The organism is Stenotrophomonas maltophilia (assembly GCF_013464485.1).
In the GTDB taxonomy this organism is placed as follows: Bacteria; Pseudomonadota; Gammaproteobacteria; order Xanthomonadales; family Xanthomonadaceae; genus Stenotrophomonas; species Stenotrophomonas maltophilia_AW.
The window spans coordinates 17,080-32,549 of sequence record NZ_RAUX01000031.1 but is presented as its reverse complement, the minus strand read 5'-3'; the positions used below and the strand labels follow the sequence as shown (position 1 = coordinate 32,549).

Annotated in this window: 18 protein-coding genes; 8 read left to right on the top strand and 10 right to left on the bottom strand. The window is 67.2% G+C overall.

The features are described from left to right. Positions 1 to 71 precede the first annotated feature (71 nt). Positions 72 to 1,055, top strand: a complete 984-nt coding sequence (locus tag D7Y61_RS14055) for an aldo/keto reductase (protein ID WP_180866901.1) — start codon at positions 72 to 74, stop codon at positions 1,053 to 1,055. Between the two features lie 60 nt (positions 1,056 to 1,115). Here the strand turns inward: D7Y61_RS14055 and D7Y61_RS14050 are convergent, their stop codons facing one another. Then, the gene (locus D7Y61_RS14050; RefSeq protein WP_180866899.1) at positions 1,116 to 2,012 is read right to left on the bottom strand and encodes a LysR family transcriptional regulator; all 897 of its coding nucleotides are present in this window, start codon (positions 2,010 to 2,012) and stop codon (positions 1,116 to 1,118) included. Positions 2,013 to 2,105: 93 nt separating this feature from the next. On the opposite strand from D7Y61_RS14050, the gene D7Y61_RS14045 reads away from it, so the two are divergent. The 3 genes from D7Y61_RS14045 (at position 2,106) to D7Y61_RS14035 (ending at position 3,660) form a co-directional block, all read left to right on the top strand. Next, on the top strand, positions 2,106 to 2,315 hold the full coding sequence (locus D7Y61_RS14045; protein ID WP_180866897.1) for a DUF4287 domain-containing protein: 210 nt from the start codon (positions 2,106 to 2,108) through the stop codon (positions 2,313 to 2,315). Positions 2,316 to 2,410: 95 nt separating this feature from the next. Further along, positions 2,411 to 2,860 carry a GNAT family N-acetyltransferase gene (locus tag D7Y61_RS14040; RefSeq protein ID WP_180866896.1) on the top strand — a complete coding sequence of 150 codons (450 nt, stop codon included), beginning with the start codon at positions 2,411 to 2,413 and terminating at the stop codon, positions 2,858 to 2,860. A 92-nt stretch (positions 2,861 to 2,952) separates the two neighbouring features. Further along, positions 2,953 to 3,660, top strand: coding sequence for a YitT family protein (locus D7Y61_RS14035; RefSeq protein ID WP_029379885.1), 708 nt, complete (start codon positions 2,953 to 2,955; stop codon positions 3,658 to 3,660). Between the two features lie 82 nt (positions 3,661 to 3,742). Here D7Y61_RS14035 and D7Y61_RS14030 read toward each other — a convergent pair whose 3' ends face one another. Together D7Y61_RS14030 and D7Y61_RS14025 are read right to left on the bottom strand one after the other, a co-directional pair. Next, entirely contained in the window at positions 3,743 to 4,288 is a 546-nt protein-coding gene (locus D7Y61_RS14030; protein WP_180866894.1) for a DNA-3-methyladenine glycosylase I, read from the bottom strand. Further along, on the bottom strand, positions 4,285 to 6,072 hold the full coding sequence (locus tag D7Y61_RS14025; protein ID WP_180866892.1) for a DUF4153 domain-containing protein: 1,788 nt from the start codon (positions 6,070 to 6,072) through the stop codon (positions 4,285 to 4,287). The genes D7Y61_RS14030 and D7Y61_RS14025 overlap by 4 nt, the downstream gene beginning before the upstream one ends. A 91-nt stretch (positions 6,073 to 6,163) precedes the next feature. On the opposite strand from D7Y61_RS14025, the gene D7Y61_RS14020 reads away from it, so the two are divergent. From D7Y61_RS14020 to D7Y61_RS14005, 4 genes are all read left to right on the top strand, one after another. Continuing rightward, a complete protein-coding gene (locus D7Y61_RS14020; protein ID WP_180866891.1) occupies positions 6,164 to 6,730 on the top strand; it encodes a YqgE/AlgH family protein in 567 nt (188 codons plus the stop codon). A 19-nt stretch (positions 6,731 to 6,749) separates the two neighbouring features. Further along, positions 6,750 to 7,217: a Holliday junction resolvase RuvX gene (ruvX, locus tag D7Y61_RS14015; RefSeq protein ID WP_180851461.1), complete on the top strand. Its 468-nt coding sequence runs from the start codon at positions 6,750 to 6,752 to the stop codon at positions 7,215 to 7,217. A 15-nt stretch (positions 7,218 to 7,232) separates the two neighbouring features. After that, positions 7,233 to 8,183: an aspartate carbamoyltransferase catalytic subunit gene (locus D7Y61_RS14010; RefSeq protein WP_180866890.1), complete on the top strand. Its 951-nt coding sequence runs from the start codon at positions 7,233 to 7,235 to the stop codon at positions 8,181 to 8,183. Between the two features lie 136 nt (positions 8,184 to 8,319). Next, positions 8,320 to 8,811: an REP-associated tyrosine transposase gene (locus D7Y61_RS14005; RefSeq protein WP_180866889.1), complete on the top strand. Its 492-nt coding sequence runs from the start codon at positions 8,320 to 8,322 to the stop codon at positions 8,809 to 8,811. Between the two features lie 102 nt (positions 8,812 to 8,913). Here the strand turns inward: D7Y61_RS14005 and D7Y61_RS14000 are convergent, their stop codons facing one another. The 7 genes from D7Y61_RS14000 to rapZ all read right to left on the bottom strand — a co-directional run bounded on the left by D7Y61_RS14000 (position 8,914) and on the right by rapZ (position 15,450). Continuing rightward, positions 8,914 to 9,732, bottom strand: coding sequence for a prolyl oligopeptidase family serine peptidase (locus D7Y61_RS14000; protein ID WP_180866888.1), 819 nt, complete (start codon positions 9,730 to 9,732; stop codon positions 8,914 to 8,916). A 70-nt stretch (positions 9,733 to 9,802) separates the two neighbouring features. After that, positions 9,803 to 10,069: a hypothetical protein gene (locus tag D7Y61_RS13995; protein WP_180866887.1), complete on the bottom strand. Its 267-nt coding sequence runs from the start codon at positions 10,067 to 10,069 to the stop codon at positions 9,803 to 9,805. Between the two features lie 60 nt (positions 10,070 to 10,129). Beyond that, a complete protein-coding gene (gene mgtE, locus D7Y61_RS13990) occupies positions 10,130 to 11,491 on the bottom strand; it encodes a magnesium transporter (RefSeq protein WP_010483662.1) in 1,362 nt (453 codons plus the stop codon). A gap of 132 nt (positions 11,492 to 11,623) precedes the next feature. Continuing rightward, positions 11,624 to 13,393 (bottom strand): phosphoenolpyruvate--protein phosphotransferase, encoded by a 1,770-nt coding sequence (ptsP, locus tag D7Y61_RS13985; RefSeq protein ID WP_180866886.1) that lies wholly within the window; start codon positions 13,391 to 13,393, stop codon positions 11,624 to 11,626. Between the two features lie 2 nt (positions 13,394 to 13,395). Next, complete coding sequence (locus D7Y61_RS13980; protein ID WP_005408385.1) at positions 13,396 to 13,665, bottom strand: HPr family phosphocarrier protein; 270 nt, start codon at positions 13,663 to 13,665, stop codon at positions 13,396 to 13,398. Continuing rightward, positions 13,658 to 14,050 carry a PTS sugar transporter subunit IIA gene (locus tag D7Y61_RS13975; RefSeq protein ID WP_010483657.1) on the bottom strand — a complete coding sequence of 131 codons (393 nt, stop codon included), beginning with the start codon at positions 14,048 to 14,050 and terminating at the stop codon, positions 13,658 to 13,660. The genes D7Y61_RS13980 and D7Y61_RS13975 overlap by 8 nt, the downstream gene beginning before the upstream one ends. 515 nt (positions 14,051 to 14,565) lie before the next feature. After that, the gene (gene rapZ, locus D7Y61_RS13970; protein ID WP_180866884.1) at positions 14,566 to 15,450 is read right to left on the bottom strand and encodes an RNase adapter RapZ; all 885 of its coding nucleotides are present in this window, start codon (positions 15,448 to 15,450) and stop codon (positions 14,566 to 14,568) included. Positions 15,451 to 15,470: the final 20 nt, after the last annotated feature.

Here is a 15,470-nt window from a genome sequence, read left to right as displayed (position 1 = left end):
CTGCCATCCAGTCGGTTCAATCCAGCGCCCCTGCAGGCGTATCGTCAGTGCTCGCCCTCTGGAGCATGATGATGCAGACACGTGAACTCGGCCGCAGCGGCCTGAAGGTCTCCGCCCTCGGCCTGGGATGCATGGGCCTGAGCCACGGCTATGGCCAGCCGGTCGAGCGCAGCCAGGGCATCGCCCTGCTGCACGCTGCGGTGGATCGCGGCGTGACCTTCTTCGATACCGCCGAAGTGTACGGTCCGTATACCAATGAAGACCTGCTCGGTGAGGCGCTGGCGCCGTACCGCGATAAACTGGTGATCGCCACCAAGTTCGGCTTCAAGGATGCGCGCGTCGACACCGGCCTGGACAGCCGTCCAGAGAACATCCGCGCGGTGGCCGAAGCCAGTCTCAAGCGCCTGCGTACCGATCATATCGACCTGTTCTACCAGCACCGCGTCGACCCGAACGTGCCGATCGAGGATGTGGCCGGCACCGTGCGCGACCTGATCGCCGAGGGCAAGGTCGGCCACTTCGGCTTGTCCGAAGCCAGCGCCGCTACCGTACGTCGCGCGCATGTCGTGCAGCCAGTAGCTGCAGTGCAGAGTGAATACTCGCTGTGGTGGCGCGAGCCGGAGCGCGAGCTGCTGCCGACCCTGCAGGAGCTGGGTATCGGCTTCGTGCCGTTCAGCCCGCTCGGCCGTGGCTTCCTGACCGGCGCGATCAACGCCGACACCACCTTCGACGCCAACGATTTCCGCAACACCGTGCCGCGTTTCGAAGTGGAAGCGCGTCGCGCCAACCAGGCGCTTGTGGATCGCATCAGCACGATTGCCGCTGCACGCGGTGCGACCCCGGCACAGGTGGCACTGGCCTGGCTGCTGGCGCAGGCATCGTGGATCGTGCCGATTCCGGGCACCACGAAGATCCATCGCCTGGAAGAAAACCTGGGCGCGGCCGACCTGCAGCTGACGCCGGAGGAACTGCAGCGCATCGCGCAGGCACTGGACGAAGTATCGATTGTCGGTGAGCGCTACAACGCGCAGCGCGCGGCCCAGGCCAAGGGCTGATCGTGGTGGGTGCGGACCGTTGGTGGTGGGTGCGGACCTTTGGTCCGCACTCCTTGACCCTCACCCCATGGGCCCGCGCAGCGCATCAAGCACCGTGCGCATCGCCACGGTCACGTGGCGGCGCGACGGGTAATACGCGTAGTAGCCATCGAAGTGCGGGCACCAGTCGTCCAGCACCGACTGCAATCGGCCATCGTCCAACATCGGCTGCACCTGGTCTTCCGGCAGCCACGCCAGCCCGCTGCCCGCCAGCGCGGCGGCGCGGGTCATGCCCATGCTGTTGAAGATCCACTGACCGCTCACGCGTACGCTCAGTTCGTTGCCGTCCTGGCCGAAATCCCACGGCATCAGCCCACCGTGGGTGGGCAGCCGCAGGGTCACGCAGTTGTGCGCGGCCAGGTCGTCCGGGTGCCGCGGTACCACGTGCTGGCGGAAATAGCTGGGTGCACCGACCACGCGCATGCGCAGCGGCGGGCTGACCGGCACGGCGATCATGTCGCGGGCCAGCCGCTCCCCCAGGCGGATGCCGATGTCGTAGCGCTCGGCGACGATGTCGGCAAGCCCGTAGTCGGCGGTCAGCTCGACCTTCAGATCCGGATACTGCTGCAGCAGCGGCGCCAGCCGTGGCCAGGCGATGTATTCGGCGGCATGGCCGGTGGCATTGATGCGGATGGTGCCGGCCGGGCGCTCGCGGTATTCGGCCAGCGCGGCTAGTCCGTCCTCGATCTCGGCCAGGCGCGGGGCGAGCGTTTCCAGCAGGTGGGCGCCGGCTTCGGTGGTGGACACGCTGCGCGTGGTGCGGGTCAGCAGGCGCACGCCAAGGCGCTGTTCCAGTCCGCGCATGGCATGGCTGAGCGCGGACTGGGAGACGCCCAGCTGGGCGGCGGCCCTGGTGAAGCTGCCCTCGCGGGCAACGTGCACGAAGGCCTGCAGGTCGTTGAGGTTTTCACGGGGCATGCTCGGATGATAAGGCTCCCGGATTGAACGGGCCTGTCGAATTCCGGCTCCCCGGTTCGTCGTACCGGCACATTCAATGCAAGGAGCTTCCGCATGAGCACTGAAAAGCCCAAGGGCCCGGCCTCGTATTTCCCCTCCATCGAGAAGACCTACGGGCAGCCGGTGGCGCACTGGTTCGGTCTGTTGTCGAAAAAAAAGGGGCTCAAGCACATGGAACTGGTCAGTTTCCTGAAGAGCGAGCACGGGCTGGGCCATGGCCACGCCAACGCGCTGGTGGCGCACCACCTGGCCGGCAGGGGCTGAGAGGGCAACCCGGCGCTGAACGGTTGCCGGCACCCTCGCCTCACAGGATGCAAGGGCGGGCAGACTGGGCGTCCATCCTCAGGCAGGACGTCCGCATGCAGGTCACGCTGGAAGCGATCACCGCCGACAACTACGAAGCCGTGTGCGATCTCGAGGTGAGCGAGGCGCAGCAGGATTTCGTGGCCGGCAATACCTGGTCGCTGGTGCAGGCAGCCTTCAATCCCGGTTACCAGACCCGCGCCATCCGTTCCGATGGCGAGTGGGTCGGGTTCTTCATGTGGGTGCCGGAGACGCCTCAGCGGGTGTCGATCTGGCGCTTCATGGTCGATCAACGCTGGCAGGGCCGAGGCATCGGTCGACGCGCGCTGGAACTGGCGCTGGCGCAGATCCGGGTCACGCCCGGTCTGGCCGAGATCGAGATCTGCTACAACCCGCGCAATCCGGTGGCCGGCGCCTTCTACGGCAGCTTTGGGTTCGTCGAGACCGGGATGGACGACGACGGAGAGGACATGCTGGCAGTGCTGCCTGCAGTGGTCCCGAAATAACCTGAATGGGCGGGGCTGGCTGAACGATTTCATCTGCAACTGTCATGCAGATCGTGTCTAATACCGCTCCCCACCTGCTGTTCCCCATCCGCATGTCCCTTCCCTCCCATGGCCCCGCGCCGTGCGACGACGCTGACGGCCACCTGGTCACCGCCGGTCCGTTGACCCCGCCGCCCGACAGCGCCGGCACCACCGCCGACGAAAAAGCGCTGCGCCACTCTATCGCCGAGGATGTGCAGGGCATGGTGCTGGCCACGATGGTGGCCTCGCTGGGCCTGGCCATCTTCGCCAAGAGTGGGCTGATGATCGGCGGCATGGCCGGCATGGCCTTCCTGCTGCATTACGCGCTGGACTGGAACTTCGGCGTGGTGTTCGTGCTGGTCAACCTGCCGTTCTACTGGGTGGCGGTGCGGCGCATGGGCTGGGAATTCACCCTGAAGACCTTTGCGGCGGTCACCGCCTGTGGCGTGCTGACCGACCTGCTGCCGCGCTGGATCGACTTCTCGCACATCCATCCGCTGTACTCGGCGATCGTCGGTGGCGCGCTGTCCGGCCTGGGCATCCTGTTCTTCATCCGGCACCGTGCCAGCCTCGGCGGCATCGGCATCCTGGCGGTGTACCTGCAGCGCACCCGTGGCTGGAGCGCAGGCAAGGTGCAGATGTCCTACGACGCCTGCCTGATGGTGGCCGCGTTCTTCGTGCTGTCGCCGTCGAAGGTGCTGTACTCGGCCATCGGCGCGGTGGTGCTCAGCCTGGTGCTGATGTTCAACCACCGCCCGGGCCGCTACATGGGCGTGTGACGTTCAATGGGGTTGCCAGCCAGCGGCCGGCACTACGGGAACCCATGCGTGGTAGCGCCGGGCCATGCCTGGCGGATATCCATCAGCGGGCGGCGGCCTTCAACCACGGCGGCGACAGCGTCAGCAGCCGCGCGTGCACCGGGCAATCCTCGGCATGCGCGCCCGGCAGGTAGCCCAGGCTCATCAGGAACTCGCCGGTGATCTCGCCACCGGTGAAGCGGAAGGTCTTCTTGAACAGCTTCACCCAGTCGGTCTTGCTGCGCGGGTGATGCGCATCCAGCCACGCCGCGAAGCTGCCATGACTGGCCCGCAGCTGCTGGATCACCTGCGCGTTGTGGATCGCCGCCAGTACCTTCAGCCGGTTGCGGATGATGCCCGCGTCCGACAGCAGACGTTCGATGTCCTGCTCGGCATAGGACGCCACGCGGTCCACATCGAAGCCGTCATAGGCTGCGCGGAAGCCCTCGCGCTTCTTCAGGATCGTTTCCCAGCTCAGGCCGGCCTGGTTGATCTCCAGTACCAGCCGCTCGAACAGCTCGCGCTCGTCACGCTGCGGGAAGCCGTATTCATTGGCGTGGTAGTAGTCGTGCACCGGATGGCCCGGGGCGATGAGGCAGTAGCCGCTCATGGGGAAGACTCGTTGGATTCGGGTTCGGGATCGATGGCCAGCGCAGGGCGCCCGCCGATGGACAGCATCGGCCAGCGCGGTGGCACAAGAGTGAGTTCGCCATCACGCAGGGCCTGGTTGATCGCCTCGGCCTGGCCGCTGACGGTGCCGAACAGCGAACCGGCCCGGCGCCACTGGGCATCCCTGCCACGTGCGTACAGCACGCAGTCCGGTCCACGGTGGGTGTACAGCTCGCACAGCAGCACGTCGCCGGTGTCATCACCGTCCAGGTCGCGATGGACGATCAGGCAGTCGCGCTCGCTCTGGGCGCAGGATTCGCCATTGATCGAACGTGTGGCCAGTGCCTGCCACCAATCGTCCGGTGGCGAGCTGGATCCCTTGGCCAGCTTCAGCGCGCGCTGCAGGGCGGCGACGTCCTGCGGCCCCTTGTCGAGGCGCTGTCCGTCGTCCCAGCGTGACGTGCGTGCCAGTGCTGCCGCGATCACCTGTGGCGCGTTGGCATCGGCGGTGATGGCCGGATCACGCTGCAGCTCGCGCAGCGCCTGCACGCCGCGGCGCCCAAGATCGAAGCGCAGCACGTTGACGTCACTGCTGGTGATTGCCGGCGGGTCCGCACGCAGGCGCGCCAGCTGGCTGGACAAAGTCAGTCGCACCGGGTCCAGCAGCGGCGAGTTGCCCAGCAATGCCAGTGCCAGCACTGCCCAGCACATCCAGCGGTTGACCGGCTCCAGCGTCTGCAGCCAGCGCCCCTGCCGGCGCAACACCGCCAGTGCATAGCCCACGGCATAGCCGGCCGTGGCCAGCGCGATCAGCACCGCCCAGAACCGGTCCACGGTCCAGCCGTACTGCACCACGCGCAGGCCCAGTGCATACAGCGCCAGCGCCGTGTAGACCGGCAGTGCCAGCAGGCTGGCTTCAACAAGGCGGCGCAGCAGGAGGGGGTAGGGGGCGCTGTCTTCCCCCTGCTGGTAGACCGCATTGGTGAACGTCACCAGCAACAGCGACAGCACCAGCAGCAGGCTGGCGGCCGAGCGGGTCTTCCACAAAGGCTCCAGCCCGGTAAGCGGCAGGCTCAGCACGAACAATACGGCGATGAACGACAGCAGCGGCAGCAGCCCGCGGCAGATCGCGAACAGCACCTGGCGGGTGATCTGGATCGCGCGCTGCTGGGTGCGCCCGATCAGCACGCCGAACCCGGCCAGGCTGCCGGTGGCCAGGGCGATGAACGCGTCCTGCCGGAACAGGTCGCGGAAGACGGTCACGTCGAGCAGCTGGAACAGCGCCGCCCACAGCCACAGCAGCAGCCAGGTCAGCCCGGTGAACAGTGCGGCGAGGACCAGGGTCAAACCGTTCTGCCAGGCGCGTTCGAACAACTCGGGGTAGCTGGCACGCCAATGCCCGTGCTGCAACTGGAACTGCCACCAGGGCAGGGCCACGAACACCGCCACGGCCATGCCCAGGGTCAGCGGGAACTGCAACGCGCTCGATTCCAGTGCGGTTTCGCCATTGAGGTTCCAGCCGATCCAGGCGGCCAGCGCCAGCACCACCGCTGAGCCGAGCGCGGCCTGCAACCACAGGCGGCGCTGGCCCAGCTCGACCAGGCTCAGCGCCACCGCGCTGGGAATGGCCAGCACCCAGGCGTACCAGCAGTAGCGCCAGCCGATATCGCGGAAGGGCCAGGCATCGGACAGCTCCTGCGCGGCGTACAGCATCAGGCCCTGCAGCAGGGCGATCAGGACGATGGCGCTGCGTGCCGGCAGGGTCAGGGGCGAAGAGGGCTGCATCGATGACCTTCCATGGCAAAGCACCATCCTAGCCCATCGCTGCACGCGCCCATCGCGCGACCATATCGGCCCCAGCAGGTAGAATGGGGCCATGCCTGTAACGCCGACCTCCCTTGCCGATCACCTGCTCGTCGCGCTGCCGTCGCTGCTCGACGCGACCTTTGCCCGCAGCGTCGCGCTGATCTGCCAGCACGACGAGAACGGGGCGATGGGCGTGCTGGTCAACCAGCCGTCCGAATACACGCTGGGTGAAGTGCTTGCACAGATGGACATCACCACCGGTGATGGCGACCTGCAGGCGCGCATGGTGCTCAACGGTGGTCCGGTGCATCCGGAACGCGGCTTCGTCATCCATGACGACGCGAGGGCGTGGGATTCGAGCTTGACCGTGGGCGACGGACTGTACCTGACCACCTCGCGCGACATCCTCGAAGCGATGGCGCGTGGCGAAGGCCCGGCCAACGCCGTGGTTACCCTCGGCTGTGCCGGTTGGGGCGCAGGGCAGCTGGAAAGCGAGCTGTCCGAGAACAGTTGGCTGACTGTGCCGGCCGACGCCGAACTGGTGTTCCAGCTGCCGCTGGAGCAGCGCTGGCAGGGAGCGGCCGCGCGTATCGGCGTGGACCTGTTCCGGCTGACGGATTACAGCGGGCATGTCTGAGCCGGCCGCGCCTGCACCGATATCTCCTGCCCCGGCGATCCGCCGCGACGGCACCGTTCTGGGGTTCGATGTCGGCTCGCGACGGATCGGCGTGGCTATCGGCAGTGCCTTCGCCGCGCATGCGCGCGCGGTGGCCGTGGTCGATGTGCACGGCAACGGCCCGGACTGGACCGCGATCGAGCGCCTGCTCAAGGAATGGAAGCCCGATGGCCTGGTGGTCGGCGACCCGCTGACCCTGGACGGCCAGGACCAGCCCAACCGCAAGCGCGCGCAGGGCTTCGCCCGCCAGCTGCGGGAACGTTTCAAGCTGCCGGTGGTGATGATCGACGAGCGTTCCAGCTCGGTCGAGGCCGCCCGCCGCTTCGCCGTCGAGCGCGCCGAAGGGCGCAAGCGCCGCCGCGATGCGGCCGCCCTCGATGCCGTGGCTGCGGCGGTGATCATCGACCGCTGGCTGTCGTCGCCGGACGACGCCACCCCCATTCCCTGACTGCCCGACACCGCCATGACCGCCCAGCAACTCGATGCCTCCGGACGCCTGCGCCACCTGCTGACCCTGGAGGGCCTGCCGCGCGAAACCCTGCTGCAGCTGCTCGACCGGGCCGGGCAGATCCGCGATGCCGCGGTCGGCCGCGTCGGCAACAAGCGCCACGTGCTGGCCGGTTCGGCGGTGTGCACGCTGTTCTTCGAACCGTCCACGCGTACCCGCAGTTCGTTCCAGCTGGCCGCGCAGCGGCTGGGGGCGGACGTACTGAATTTCGACGCCTCGACCTCCTCCACCCGCAAGGGTGAGACCGCCTGCGACACGCTGCGCAACCTGGAAGCGATGGGCGTGCGCGGCTTCGTCGTGCGCCACCCCGATGACGGTGCCGTAGCCGCATTGGCCGACGCGGCGGGCGAGGGCACCGCGCTGATCAACGCCGGCGACGGCCGCAGTTCGCACCCGACCCAGGGCTTGCTGGACATGCTGACCCTGCGCCAGGCCAAGGGCCCGGATTTCTCGAAGTTGAAGGTGGTGATCGTCGGAGATGTGAAGCACTCGCGCGTGGCCCGCACCGACCTGCATGCGCTGCGTACGCTGGGCGTAGGCGAGATCCGCGTCTGCGGCCCGCAGTCGCTGCTGCCGGACGACGAGACCCTGAAGGGCTGTGTGGTCGGCGATGATTTCGATGCGATGCTGGAAGGCGTCGACGCCCTGATGATGCTGCGCCTGCAGCGCGAGCGCATGGAAGAAGGCCTGGTGCCGTCGCTGGAGCAGTACCACGCCCAGTACGGCCTGACCAACGAGCGCCTGGCCCGCGCCGGCAAGGATGCCGCGGTGCTGCACCCGGGCCCGATCAACCGCGGCGTGGAAGTGACCGACGAGGTGGCCGACGGCCCGCAGTCGTGGGTGCTGCGCCAGGTCGCCAACGGCGTCGCCGTGCGCATGGCCGTGCTGGAAACCCTGCTGGGCTGATCACCCGCTCTGGCAGGTGCCAACCTAGGTTGGCATTGCTGGAGTGGTGGGTGCCAACCTTGGTTGGCACTGTCCTACCCGGGCGAAGGTGATTTCCCGATATTCAGGGAACATGCGCCCGTCCATGCTCTTCTGCATGAACAGCACCCGCCTCCTGCTGGACCGTCATTCCAGTATCGGCCAGAGCTACATCCTCACGACGAACGTTCATGGCCGGGCGGCTCTGTTCGCCACTGACGCCGTTGCGGCTACCGCCATGCAGGAGTTCCAGCGTCTGGATCTGGAAGGTCTGACCCATTCGATCGCCTACGTGGTCATGCCGGATCACGTTCACTGGTTGATGCAGCTGCGCGCGGCATCGCTCGACGTTGTCATGAAGCGCTTCAAGTCGCGTACGGCCGTGCATGCAAACCGGGTACTGGGCAGGGTGGGGCGCTTCTGGCAGTCCTGCTATCACGATCACGCGATCCGTTCTGATGAATCGCTGTTCCGGCACGCAATGTATGTGATGGCGAATCCGATCAGGGCGGGGCTGGCAACGCAGCTTGGTGAGTACCCGCATGCATGGTGTGAGTGGGAGCTCGAAGATTCCTGTGCCAAGGCGGAGCGCATGGATGCGGACAGATAGTGCCAACCAAGGTTGGCACCCACCGAAATCAGGCTCCAGCCTTGGTGGGCACCTACCGAAACCAGGCTCCAACCTTGGTGAGCACCTAGCGCAAGTCGTGGCTCAGCGCTTCTGCGCGAACAACCACGCCCACATCGCGGCGTCGGCGTAGGTGGCATCCCAGGCGTTGTGGTTACCGTCGGGGTACTCGGTATAGCGCACGTCACGTGCGTTGGTGCCCTGGAAGGCCGCGTGCAGCCTGCGGTCGTCGTCCGGTGGGACCACGTCATCCAGTGCGCCGTGGAAGATCCAGATCGGCGTCTGACGCAGGCGTTGCGCGATGGTCGCGTACGGGTCGGCCTCCTGCGCGACCTGCTCGACGAACAGGGTCGGTCGCACTGCGCGTGGGGCCAGCACCGCGCCGCATACCGGCACGATCGCCGCGAAGCGGCGTGGGTCGTCCAGCGCGATGTTCCAGCTGCCATAGCCGCCCATCGACATGCCGGTCAGGTACTGGCGCGCGGGGTCGGCACCGAACTCGGCGATCGCGGCGTCCAGCGCGGCCATTGCCACGTGGTTGTTGCGGCCGCTCCATTCCTCGTTGCCCGGTACCTGGGGAAACACCACCAAGGCGGGGAAGCCGGGATGCTCGCGCAGGTAAGGTCCCAGCCCGGCGTGGGTCTGCTTGACGCCATCGGCGCCGCGCTCGCCCGAACCGTGCAGGAACAGGATGACCGGGACACTGGAGGCGGCGGGCGTCTGCCCGGAGGAGCTGCGGGCCTGCAGCTCCGCGGGAATGAATACCTGGTAGTAGGCCGTCTGCCCCTCCACCTTCACCGCACGTGCTTCGAAGCGACCACGCGCGCTGTCCGGCAGCGAAGTGCAACCGCTCATCATCAGAAGGGCCAGCAGCGGCAGACAGCGCGACAGCAAACGGAGCATGGGGTTTCCCGAAGCGGCGAGATTGCCTGCATCGTAGTCCGCTGCTGTCGATCCGCCATCGTGCGCCGCGTCACTCCGGTCGGGGGAAGCTGGCGATGATGTCCAGCTGCTCCCGTGCTTCGGCATTGCCTTCGGCAGCGGCGGCCTGCACCTGTGCCATGTCCGGATGCAGCACCACCAGCAGCGGGTTCTCGCAGACCGGGCAGTCGTATTCGGTGGCGTCCTCGTCCAGCTCCATCACCATGGCCCGCGAGCAGCCCTTCCATTCACAGGCCGGGCAGGTGTGCTGCTGGTCGCGCCAGCCGGGCTGGAAGTAGTTTTCGATTGTCGTTGCCATGGGGATCCAGTTGGGATCGGGCCAGAGTCCCGCGCAGCGGGGATCCGACCCTTGAGACGGTCAGTGCAGCAGCACCAGGGTGGCCAGGCCGAGGAAGGTGAAGAAACCCATCGAGTCGGTCACGGCGGTCAGGAAGATACCGCTGGCCAGCGCCGGGTCGAAGCCGAAGCGCTTCAGCGTCAATGGCACCAGCACGCCCGCCAATGCAGCGAACAGAAGGTTGCAGGTCAGTGCGATGGCAATCACCGCGGACAACCCGGGCGAATGGAACCAGGCCAGTACGATCAGGCCCAGCACCGAGCCGAGCATCACACCGTTCAGCAGCGCGACCCGCACCTCCTTCCACAGCAGGGTGCGTGCGTTGGAGGCGCCCACCTGGCCCAGTGCCAGGCCGCGCACCATCAGCGCCAGCACCTGGGTGCCGGCGTTGCCACCGAGGCCGGCAACGATCGGCATCAGCACCGCCAGCGCCACCAGTTTGTCGATGGTGCCTTCGAAATGGCCGACCACGCTGGAGGCCAGGAACGCCGTGCACAGGTTGACCGACAACCACATCAAGCGTCGTCGCATGGCGCGCCAGACCGGGCTGAACAGATCCTCGTCCTCGTCCAGGCCGGCGGCGCCCAGCGCCTGGTGCTCCGCCTGTCCACGGATGATGTCGACCACGTCATCGATGGTGATGCGGCCGACCAGGATGTTGTTGTCGTCCACCACCGGCGCGGAGATCCAGTCATGGTCGGAGAACTGGCGGGCGACCTCCTGGTCGCTCTCGCCGACATCGATCGCCGGCTGCTCGTCGTCGATCAGGCGGTTGATCGGGGTGGTGTCCTCGTGGGTCACCAGTGCCGCCAGCGACACCCGGCCGAGGTACTGGTGGCGGCGGCTGACCACGAACAGGTGGTCGGTGTGGTCGGGCAGTTCACCGCGCAGGCGCAGGTAGCGCAGCACGACGTCGACATTGACGTCGGCGCGCACGGTCACCACGTCCGGGTTCATCAGACGGCCGGCGCTGTCCTCGGGATAGGACAGCACCTGCTCCAGGCGCTCGCGGTTCTCGCGGTCCATCGACTTGAGGACTTCGTCGATGACCGTGTCCGGCAGGTCTTCGACCAGGTCGGCCAGGTCATCGATGTCCAGGTCTTCGACCGCGGCGATGATTTCGTCCGGGTCCATGTCCGCGAGCAGGCTCTCGCGCACGTCGTCGCCGACGTGGACCAGCACCTCGCCGTCATCTTCCGGATCGACCAGGCCCCAGACCACTTCGCGTTTGCCCGGCGGCAGCGATTCAAGCAGGTTGCCGATCTCGGCCGGGGCCAGGGTATTGACCAGGCGACGCACCGGGCCCAGCCGACCGCTGTCCAGTGCGTCGGACAGCATCCGCAGTTGGCGCGCAGTCTTGTCGTGGCGTACGGCTTCAGCCATCGCAGCTCCCGCGGGATAAGAAAAGCCGCGATCCCGGCAAGGATGCGGCAACAGGGGTGTTCAGCGCGTCATTATCGCAAGGCGATGTTTCAACGCATAGCCGCCGCGCATGGCCGGCACTACCCTTGGCGGTCAGGGCGTATCGGCCACCAGCGCCAGCCAGCGTTCGATGGCGCGGCGGTCGCGCGCGGCCAGCAGCTTCGGTGCGCGCGCGCGCAGCGTGGCCAGGTCGGCCTCGCGGATCGCGCGGCGCACCTCCAGCAGTGTGCCGGGGTGCAGGCTGAACTCGCTCAGGCCCAGCGCCAGCAGCAGCGGAGTCATCCGCGCGTCGCCCGCCATCTCGCCGCAGACCGCCACCGGGATGCGATGCCGCGCGCCGGTCTCGATCACCATCTGCAGCAGCCGCAGCACCGCCGGATGCAGCGGCGAATACAGCTCGCCCAGTGCTTCGTTGTTGCGGTCGGCGGCCAGCAGGTACTGCACCAGGTCGTTGGTGCCGATCGACAGGAAGTCGACCAGATCGATGAAGCTCTCCAATGCCAACGCCGCAGCGGGCACCTCGATCATCGCCCCAAGCGGCACATGGTCGGACACCATGTGGCCTTCGCTGCGCAGCTGCTCGGTCAGCTTGAGCATGCGCCTGCGTACCGCCAGCAGCTCCTCGCGGGTGCTGACCATCGGCACCAGGACGCGCAGCTTGCCGTAGGCCGAGGCGCGCAGGATCGCGCGCAGCTGGGTGTCGGCTACCTTCGGCCGTGCCAGCGACAGGCGTACGCCACGCAGGCCAAGCGCCGGGTTTTCCTCGTTGCTCAGGGTCAGGCCGGTGCGATCAGCCTTGTCCGCGCCCAGGTCGAGGGTGCGGATGGTTACCGGTCGCCCGCTCATGCCCAGTGCCGCATCGCGGTAGGTCTGGAACTGTTCTTCTTCGTCCGGCAGCTCGTTGCGCTGCAGGAACAGGAATTCGGTCCGGTACAGGCCCAGGCCGTGGGCGCCCAGCGCATGCGCCTGAGTGACGTCTTCCAGCGATTCGGCATTGGCCAGCAGGGCGATGTCGACCTGGTCGCGGGTGCGGCTGGGCTTGCTGCGCAGGCGACCGAGCTCGCGCTGTTCGCGTGCATGCTCTTTCAGCCGCGCGCGATAGTCGCGCAGATTGTCGGCCTGCGGATTGGCGGTGATGCTGCCATCGGCGCCATCGATGATCAGCACGTCGCCATCAGCGATGCGGCTGAGCAGCTGTGGCACGTTGACGATCAGCGGCAGGTGCAGGCTGCGCGCAAGGATCGCGCTGTGCGAGAGCGCGCTGCCAGCGGCAGTGACGATGCCGACAACACCCTGTGCCTGCAGCTGTGCCAGTTCGGAGGGCGCGATGTTGTCGCAGACCAGGATCTCGCCGGCCAACCCCTTCACTACCGGCGGGCGTTCGGGCTGCAGGAAGGCATGGATGCGGCCGATCACATGGTCCAGATCGTCCATGCGGCTCTTCAGGTAGGCATCGTCCATGCCGTCGAAGACCTTGGCCAGGCGGTCGCGCTGCAGGCGCAACGCATAGCCGGCGCTGTAGGGGCCGCTGCGGATCAGCTCATCCAGCCCATAGAGCAGCTCGGGGTCGTCCAGCAGCAGTGCGTGCAGGTCGAGAAACTCGCCCACTTCCTGGCTCAGGGCGCCATGCAGGCGTTGGCGCAGTTCGTGCATTTCCGTGCGTGCAGCATCCACCGCACTGTGCAGGCACGCCAGCTCGGCCTCGACCTGGCTGGCGGCGACGCGTTGCTCGGCCACTTCCAGCGCATGCGGCAGGCGCACGCGGGCCCGGCCCATTGCCGCGCCGCGGGCAGCGCCGTGCCCGGCCAGCAGCTGTACCGGCCGTTGGCCGGAAGTGACCTGGCCGGCGCGTGCGCGCGGCACCCTCAGCTGTCCTCGTCGAAGCGGCGTTCGAACAGGCCGACCACGGCCTCCATCGCGGCGGCTTCGTCCTCGCCGTTGATGCGCACGGTGACCGGGGTGCCTTGGCCGGCGGCCAGCAGCATCACGCCCATGATGCTCTTGGCGTTGATCTCACGGCCCTTGGCGGCCATGGTCACGTTGCAGCGGAACGGCGCCAGGGTCTGCACCAGCTTGGCGGTGGCCCGGGCATGCAGCCCCAGGCGGTTGCTCACGGTGAGTTCTCGTTCAAGCATCGTCGACTATCGCTCCATTACGGGTACCCGCCGCGGCTGTGGCGGGCAGTTGATCCAGTCCCTGTTCCGGATAATTCATCACCCGCAGCAACATCGGCAGGCTCAGCGCCGACACCCGGCGAACCGGGGTCCCCAGCCGGGCCAGCTGCCCAGCAAGGTTGGCGGGGCTGGCGCCGTACAGGTCGGTCAGGATCAGCACACCTTCACCGCCATCGACCCGCCGCAGGGCGGCAGAGGCAAGCGGGAGAAGAGCGTCCAGGTCTGCGTCGAACGGTACTTCGAAAGCTTCGGTTTTCAGCGGCAATTGCCGCAGGAGCCGGGTCGCCACGTCAAGCAGGGCGGTCCCGACCCCAGGATGTGTTACGAGGAGAATGCCACAGGTCATTACTGCACGTTAACAGGTCAAGGTGAATCGGTGATAGCAGCAGGAGAGGGGCACTGTGTCCCGTATTCAGCATTGCTCGCGCGGGAACCCTTTTTCGTTGGAAAAGGGCAATGACCCCATCCATTTTTTCGATGCCTGGCAGAGATTCATCCACGCATGGCGTGGATCTGCCGTGTCGACCAAGGTCGACACCTACCAACAGCAGCACACACCGCCGTCCCGACAGATCGCGGGAATCTGTCGAAGGCGGGGCGGGTCAGCAAGCGGGGGCGTGAGCCGCATGGATGCGGCGACCGAGCTTACAGGGGTGAAGGCGCTTTGCTTGCGAAGCACTGCTTCGCAAGCGCCAGAACGCCCAGCCGCCAGCGGCTGGGCCGGGCCCCGGAGGGGTACTTGCAGCGTCCCCCGCTTGCTGACCCGCCTCGCCACCCGGGGAATGCCGGCTTTTGACGTTGCTTCAGTCGAGCATGGCTCGACTCTACAGCGGGTGCCGGGCGCAGCCCGGCCGGCCACTCTCAATCCTGTTCGCGGTGATAGGTGGCCACGTCTTCCCACCCCATCTCACGCGCATGCCGCGCCATGCGCTCGGCCAGGAATACCGAGCGGTGCTTGCCGCCGGTGCAGCCGAATGCCACGGTCACGTAGCTGCGGGTGCCATCGCCCAGTTTCGGCAGCCAGGTATCGAGGAAGTCCATCAGCTGGGCCAGGTAGCGCTGCACATCCGGCTGCGCTTCCAGGTAGTCGCGCACGCCGGGTTCGCGACCGCTCAGCGCCCGCAGGTCCGGGTCCCAGTGCGGGTTGGGAAGCACCCGCGCGTCGAACACGAAGTCCGCTTCGGCCGGCACGCCGCGCTTGTAGGCGAACGATTCGAACAGCAGCGACAGGCCGGTGGCATGGTCCATCGCGAACTCGGTGATGACCCGCCGCCGCAGCTGGTGCACGTTGAGGCTGCTGGTGTCGATCACCGCATCGGCCTCGCGGCGCAGCGGTGCGGTCAACTCGCGTTCGCGGGCGATGGCTTCAGGCAGGGACAGCCCCAGCTGGCTCAGCGGATGGCGACGGCGGGTGTCGGCGTAGCGCTTGAGCAGCGTCTCGTCGCTGGCTTCGAAGAACAGTACCTTCACGTCCACGCCGGCGTCGGCGGCCAGCTGCCGCCACTCCCCCAGCTGGCTCAGGTCGGCCTGGCCGCGCACATCGATGCCTACCGCCAGACGACGCGGTGCGGCGCCGCCGTGGTTGGCCAGCAGGCTGCGCACGAAGTCCGGCAGCAGGTTGATCGGCAGGTTGTCCGAGCAGTAATAGTCCTGGTCCTCGAAGGTCTTCAGGGCGACGGATTTACCCGAGCCGGACAGGCCGCTGACGATCATCAGGGTCGGGGCGGAGGGGGTGACGGTGCTCATGGACAGGCTCTTCGAAGGGC